The 6,335-nt window shown below is 46.6% G+C and carries 6 protein-coding genes; 3 read left to right on the forward strand and 3 right to left on the reverse strand.

Features of this window, described 5'->3' with window-relative positions; translation table 11 throughout:
- Positions 1 to 2 precede the first annotated feature (2 nt).
- Both ABDW16_RS20020 and ABDW16_RS20025 read left to right on the forward strand, forming a co-directional pair.
- Positions 3 to 839, forward strand: coding sequence for a sulfite exporter TauE/SafE family protein (locus ABDW16_RS20020; protein ID WP_343672203.1), 837 nt, complete (start codon positions 3 to 5; stop codon positions 837 to 839).
- A gap of 1 nt (position 840) precedes the next feature.
- Complete coding sequence (locus ABDW16_RS20025) at positions 841 to 1,242, forward strand: DUF1634 domain-containing protein (protein ID WP_343672204.1); 402 nt, start codon at positions 841 to 843, stop codon at positions 1,240 to 1,242.
- Between the two features lie 21 nt (positions 1,243 to 1,263).
- On the opposite strand, the gene ABDW16_RS20030 is transcribed toward ABDW16_RS20025, so the two are convergent.
- The 3 genes from ABDW16_RS20030 to ABDW16_RS20040 all read right to left on the reverse strand — a co-directional run bounded on the left by ABDW16_RS20030 (position 1,264) and on the right by ABDW16_RS20040 (position 5,944).
- The gene (locus ABDW16_RS20030) at positions 1,264 to 3,060 is read right to left on the reverse strand and encodes an ABC transporter ATP-binding protein (RefSeq protein WP_343672205.1); all 1,797 of its coding nucleotides are present in this window, start codon (positions 3,058 to 3,060) and stop codon (positions 1,264 to 1,266) included.
- A complete protein-coding gene (locus tag ABDW16_RS20035; RefSeq protein ID WP_343672206.1) occupies positions 3,002 to 4,759 on the reverse strand; it encodes an ABC transporter ATP-binding protein in 1,758 nt (585 codons plus the stop codon). Before ABDW16_RS20035 ends, ABDW16_RS20030 begins: the two co-directional genes overlap by 59 nt.
- A gap of 366 nt (positions 4,760 to 5,125) precedes the next feature.
- On the reverse strand, positions 5,126 to 5,944 hold the full coding sequence (locus ABDW16_RS20040; protein ID WP_343672207.1) for an SDR family oxidoreductase: 819 nt from the start codon (positions 5,942 to 5,944) through the stop codon (positions 5,126 to 5,128).
- Positions 5,945 to 6,017: 73 nt separating this feature from the next.
- On the opposite strand from ABDW16_RS20040, the gene ABDW16_RS20045 reads away from it, so the two are divergent.
- Positions 6,018 to 6,335, forward strand: a 318-nt coding sequence (locus ABDW16_RS20045) for a TetR/AcrR family transcriptional regulator (RefSeq protein ID WP_343672208.1), incomplete at its 3' end; no start/stop codon positions are given.

The following is a 6,335-nucleotide window of genomic DNA, read 5'->3' on the forward strand; positions in this document are numbered from 1 at the left end:
TCATGTCAATACTATTATTTACACTTATCCTGCTTGCCGGTGCATTCATGGCTGGTTTGCTGGGTTCCCTTACCGGTCTTGGAGGAGGCGTGGTCCTCATTCCACTGCTGACACTTGTATTTCATGTAGACATCCGCTATGCGGTAGGTGCATCGCTTGTTGCTTCTATTGCCAACTCTTCGGGTGCTGCTGCCGCCTATATCAGGGAGGGTATTACCAATGTGCGCATCGGTATGTTCCTCGAAATTGCCACTACTACCGGCGCTATTATCGGGGCATTAATCGCCGTCTATACATCTACTTCGCTGGTAGCCATTCTCTTTGGTGTAGTGCTGCTTTTCAGCGCCGCGATGACTATCCGTAAAAAGAATGAACATGGTGACAATACCAGCAATAGTAAACTGGCCCAGGTTCTTAAATTGAATAGCTCCTACCCTGTCAATGGTGAAATGGTGCCTTACAAAGTACGCGGTGTGGGCGGTGGTTATGCCCTGATGACACTCGCAGGTATTGTATCAGGTCTGCTCGGCATTGGTTCAGGTGCATTGAAAGTATTAGCGATGGACAATGTGATGCGTATTCCATTCAAAGTATCTACCACTACCAGCAACTTTATGATTGGGGTTACTGCTGCGGCAAGTGCGGTAGTGTATTTGCAAAGGGGTTACATCGATCCGGGCATAGCCATGCCGGTAGTATTGGGTGTGCTTGCGGGTGCTTTTGCAGGTTCCAGGCTGCTGATGAAACTGGATGTAAAGAAACTGAGGCTGCTCTTTAGTATTGTGATCAGCGCACTGGCCATCCAGATGATCTATAATGGTTTAACAGGCAAATTGTAAGATGATGAAACGGTTATTTTCAAAAGAATTCTGGCAGGAAAGAGATGTGGAGATGTTTATCGGGAAACAATTACGGTGGGGTGTGATCACTTCAAGCATCATTGCATTCATTGGTGGCATTATCTATTTATTCAGTCATGGTAGTGATACTCCTGCGTATCATGTATTCAATGGAGCGCCTGTGTATGTAAGGCATTTACCGGGTATCTTTCATGGTGTAGCACGCGGGGATGGTATGGCGATTATACAGTTGGGCGTAGTGGTATTGTTAGCGACGCCTATTACCCGTATTGCATTTTCTGTGCTCGCTTTTGCAATGGAAAAAGACAAACTGTATGTGATGATTACCTTGTTGGTTTTGAGTATTATTATATTCAGCATATTCAGCGGACTGGGAGGTTGATACTCCCAGCCCGGCTGACTTCTAGCTATTTCTTTCATGATGCAGCAGCATATTGATGGCATGACTGAATGACCCCGCACGCACGATCTCCCCTGCGTTGATAAAGAAGATCTCATCTGCATTTTCAATCGTATTCAGTCTATGTGCAATGATCACACGTGTAGTATGTGAAGGTAATTTATGTAAAATCTCTTCCAGCAATTGTTCTGTGACTGTATCGATATTGGCAGTAGCTTCATCCAACACTAATAATTCAGGTTCTCTGAGCACTGCACGCATAAAGGCGATCAGCTGTTTCTGACCGAGGCTCAGACTTTCACCACTGCTCGTGACAGGAGTTTCCAGTCCACCATCAAAGCGGGTGAGTAAGGTATCTAAGCCTGTAGTGCGAATTACATCCAGCAATTGTGCTGCTGTATAATTTTCGTATTTCTTATTGCCATAGATGATGTTCTCGTAGATATTGCCGGTAAATAAAAACGGCTCCTGCAGGATGAACCCGATCTTCTGTGTACGTTCTTCGTCTGTAAAACTGCGGATATCTCTACCGTCCAGCAACACCTCTCCACCTGTAGGATCGAACAATCTTGCGATCAGCGATGCGGTGGTTGTTTTCCCGCCGCCGGTAGGCCCTACTAAGGCATAAGTTTTACCACGTTCCAATTCAAAACTGATATGATGCAGGATGTCTTTCCCGTCAGGATAATGGAAGTTAACATCTTTGAATGCCAGCAATGGTGCATGACCATTTGTAGTGGCGGCAGGAATGAGGTTCAGGTCAGACTCCATATTCAGGATGTGTGAAATCCTGTCCCAGCCAGCCATTGCTACCTGGAAGTTGGTATACAGAATGGCGAACTGACGCATCGGGTTGTAAAAATACGTACAGTATGAAAGGTAACTAATGAGTAACCCGATGGTAAACTCATGTTGGGAAATGAGGTAAATACCATAAGCCAATACTGCCAGTTGGGCGAGGTTCGCACAAAGGCTGAATAAAGGCATGAAGAAGTTATTGACCAGCCCTGCTTTTACCGCGGTTTTGTATTGTTCCTTATTCGCGATATCAAAACGCTTGCGGAAATAATCCCTGCGGTTAAAGGCGATGATCACTTTGAAATTGTTCAGGCTTTCCTGTATTTCTGCGCTCATGCCACCGGTGCTCTTCATGTTTTCCGCATTCTTCTTTTTCACGATCGGGCCGGTGATTCTTGTTACGATCAGCAACAATATGGCGGGTGTAATTGCCGCAATACCCAGTGAAAAATGGATGCTGAGCAGGAAGACGGCGGCGCCGATCATAGAAGCAAAGCCACTGATAAACTGGACGAGGGATTGTGCAAAGAACTGGTTCAGTTTGTCCGTATCATTGTTGATACGGGAAATGAGATCACCTGCTTTGTTCTGGTTAAAGAATGCGATGGGCAATGCCTGTAACCGGCTGAACACATCATTGCGCAGTCGGTAGAGAACACTCTGCCCTACTGTTCCCATCAGGCTCGTCTGAAAGTAGCTGGCAGTGAGGGAAATGAGGAATATGCCGAAGAGGATACCGGAAAATAGCAGTACCCCGTTAAAGTCTTTATGTGTGACGTAAACGTCGATGGTGTGCCCTATCAGGATAGGTATGGACAGGTTCATGGAAGTACTGATCAGGATGGCGATGAGTGCCCCGAACAGTGTATTCCGGTCTGGCCGCAGATAAGGTAAAAAGTTCTTGAGCGCTTTACCGGTCTTGATTTCCTGACCGGCAGCCAGTTTATTCAGGTTGTAGCTCATAGTTGCTGGTACTGCGTTGAGAGTTATAGATCTGCACATATTCAGGACAGGATTGCATCAGTTCATCGTGTGTACCGATAGCAATGACCTCGCCTTCCATCAGCAGGATGATCTGATCAAAGTGCACGGCAGAAGCGATCTTTTGTGTTACTGAGATCAGGGTCAGGTCGGGATAATTTTGCTGCACATTGTGCAGGATACGCTGTTCTGTATTTGGGTCTACCCTTGCGGTAAAGTCATCCAGCAGGAGGATGGTCGGGTTGATGGCGAGGGCTCTTGCCAGCATCAGCCGTTGTTTCTGACCACCGGAAAGGCTGGTACCGCGTTCAGAAACGATGGTTTCCATGCCTTCGGGAAGGGTAGTGATAAAGTCTTTGAGTTCTGCGGTGGAGATGGCTTTTTCCATCAGGGCATCGCTGACTGATTCATTGAAAGCGATATTTTCTTTTAAACTCATATTGAACAGGATACTGTCCTGGAATACGAGACCTATTTGTTGTAATAGTCGTTCTTTATCGCAGTCTTTCAGGTCGGTGCCATCGTAGGTAATCTTTCCGCTGTTGGGGTTCAGGAGACCTACGAGTACATTGAGCAGCTGTGTTTTGCCAGCGGCGGTTGGGCCAATGATGGCAGTGCGGGTACCTGCTTTCACCCTGAAGGAAACGTCTTTTAAAACAGGCTTGCCTGCCAGTGTCAGGTTTACATTTTCCATAGCCACATCACCATCCAGCGTAAGCTGAACGGTGCCTGTATCGACAGCATCGGGCGCGTAGAGCACTTCAGCAATGCGGGCGTAAGAGGCAGCAGATTGCGCGATCAGGCCGCTCATGAAGCCAATTACCACAATCGGGAAGATCAGGATCGCAACATAGCTGTTATACGCCGCTAATTCACCCAGGGACATGCTGTCATTGATCACATAATGGCCGCCTAAGAGCAGGATGGCCAGCAGGGACATATTTGCCATGAAGGAGATGACAGGTACCAGGCCGGCGAAGAGGCGTACTACGGACATGCCTAGTGTTCTGGACTCCCCGTTTGGCGAGATGAAGCGGTCGTATTCCTGTTGCTGTGCATTGAGCACGCGGATGAGGGCAGCGCCCATTACGCTTTCGTTGATAATTTTATTGAGGCGGTCGATGACTTCGCGACTCTTTTTGAAGATGGTGCGCACCTTATTTAATACCATGTAAAAGGCGAGGCCAATGACAGGGATGATGGTGATAACGCAAAGGCCCAGTTTCCAGTTCATAACAAGCAGCAATGTGCTGGCGCCGATGATGATGAAAAGGGAGGAAGATACGGACACAATTCCTTGCGACACGAACAGTTTTACTGTGTCAATATCGGTGGTAAGATTGGTCAATAGTTTGGAAGGGTTGGCAGCCTGGATGGCAGCGTATTGCTGGCGGGATATTTTGTCGGCCAGTTTAGTGCGCTGTTCGCGGGCTACTTTCTCAGAGGTATAGGTTTGGATTACACTCTGGAGGTAGGTGAAAATAAAAATGAAAGCAGCGGCGAGCACGAATTCGGTGACCAGCCGGGACATGACCAGGTGACCATTTGTATAGGCGTCGATTCCCCTGGAGATGAGCCATGGTAATATCAGGTTCAGGCCATTGCTGAGCAGGGCGAGGAAGATCAGCAGGGTGACCATTCCTTTATAGGGCTTCAGGATGGAGGTGATACCAGGAAGGGCCGGTGCTTTGTCAGCAGGGGGGCTTGTTTTTTTCCTCATAAATCGTAATAGTAATAGTTGTCAAACCGGTGAGCCGCCGGCAGCGGCAAAATTACACCAAATAGATAGACGAAGAAGGGGTTGAGATATTTTATAACACTTGATAAATATTTTTATTTTTTTGAGGGAGGGGTTAAAAAAATGCTCCGGGTGGTTTGCCCGGAGCTTTAATTTGACGCGTCCGCGTCACAGCTATTTTTGATGGAGCAACCCAGTTAGGCGATACTAACTGAAGGTTTCCATGAATATACTGTAGATGCCATGAATACCTCCTTTTCTTTGATGAGTAATGAAGATACGTATAATTTACGTTTAAAAAAAGACCAACTTTTGTGTCATTTTAGGTTGTTTTTGGATGGCTTCGGTTTATACGAAGAACGTTTCCATTTTTTCGAGGTAAGATTCTATAGGTATGCTATTGCGTAAGGCCATGAGGCCCTGGCCAGCGGCGCCGACAACAGTACGAAACTGCTCACTTTGTTTGGTAGCCAGCGCATAGATCGCATCTACAATTATTTGCGGATCGTCCTGCAGTTTGGGATCTCTTTGGGTGATGAGTGCTTTTACTTTGTTGGTGATAGCATCATAATCAGTGATAGCTGGATTTTCGTTCCAGATGATAGCGTCTTTGAAATTATTACCTGCGGATCCCCCCTGCTCTACCAGTCTTAGTGCAATACCGAGTGGCTTTAATTCATAATACAATCCTTCGATAAGCCCTTCCAGGGCAAATTTGGACATATTATACAGGGACCCTACAGGCACAGCGGTAGTAACGCCCATGAAGGAACTAATATTGATGAACATGCCGTCTTTATTTTCGCGGAAGTGTGGCAGAAAGGATTGGATGACATAGATGGGACCTTTTACATTTACATTAAATTGCCAGTCGATTGTTTGATCGGCGGCGAATTCCAATGGTCCGTAGGCTCCTACACCGGCATTGTTCACGACCACGTCTATTTTGCCGAAGGCGTGTATAGCTGCGTCGACGGCTTCCTGTACCTGTGTTCGGTTGGTAACATCCAGTTTGAAGATCTGTATATTTTTTATTTGAGTGAGTTCGGTCTCCTTTTCAGGAGTACGCATGGTAGCGGCTACATTCCAGCCATTGGCGGCGAAATAGCGCGCGGTGAGCTTGCCGAGGCCAGAGCTGGCCCCGGTGATAAATATTGTTTTCTGCATATCGGAACTTTTGTTCCACAAATGTATTCATAACGGAACAAAAGTTCCAAATATTTTTTATCTTTACGTTACTATGGCAAGAACAAAACAATTTGATGAGGAAGCGGCACTGGATCGGGCGATGGAGTTTTTCTGGCGGAATGGGTATAATAGTAGTTCTCCGCAGGAGATCCTGAATGCGTTGGGGTTGAGCAGGTCTAGTTTGTACGATACATTTGGAGATAAACATACGTTGTTTATTAAAGCGCTGAAGCGATATAGGGAGAAGCAAACGGGGGCGGTGATTCAGCTATTGAATACAAGTACGAATGTGATGGAAACGATAAAGGAATTGTTGGAAGCGACAAAGAAAGGATGTGTTGAAGGGGGGATCAGAGGGTGTTTGATGGTG

It is taken from the genome of Chitinophaga sp. (assembly GCF_039596135.1).
Classification (GTDB): Bacteria; Bacteroidota; Bacteroidia; order Chitinophagales; family Chitinophagaceae; genus Chitinophaga.

What these genes read in the sequence shown, in the direction of transcription:
- ABDW16_RS20020 (WP_343672203.1), top strand. Translation starts at nt 3, where the DNA reads ATGTCAATACTATTATTTACACTTATCCTGCTTGCCGGTGCATTCATG.
- ABDW16_RS20025 (WP_343672204.1), top strand. Translation starts at nt 841, where the DNA reads ATGATGAAACGGTTATTTTCAAAAGAATTCTGGCAGGAAAGAGATGTG.
- ABDW16_RS20030 (WP_343672205.1), bottom strand. Translation starts at nt 3,060, where the DNA reads ATGTGCAGATCTATAACTCTCAACGCAGTACCAGCAACTATGAGCTAC.
- ABDW16_RS20035 (WP_343672206.1), bottom strand. Translation starts at nt 4,759, where the DNA reads ATGAGGAAAAAAACAAGCCCCCCTGCTGACAAAGCACCGGCCCTTCCT.
- ABDW16_RS20040 (WP_343672207.1), bottom strand. Translation starts at nt 5,944, where the DNA reads ATGCAGAAAACAATATTTATCACCGGGGCCAGCTCTGGCCTCGGCAAG.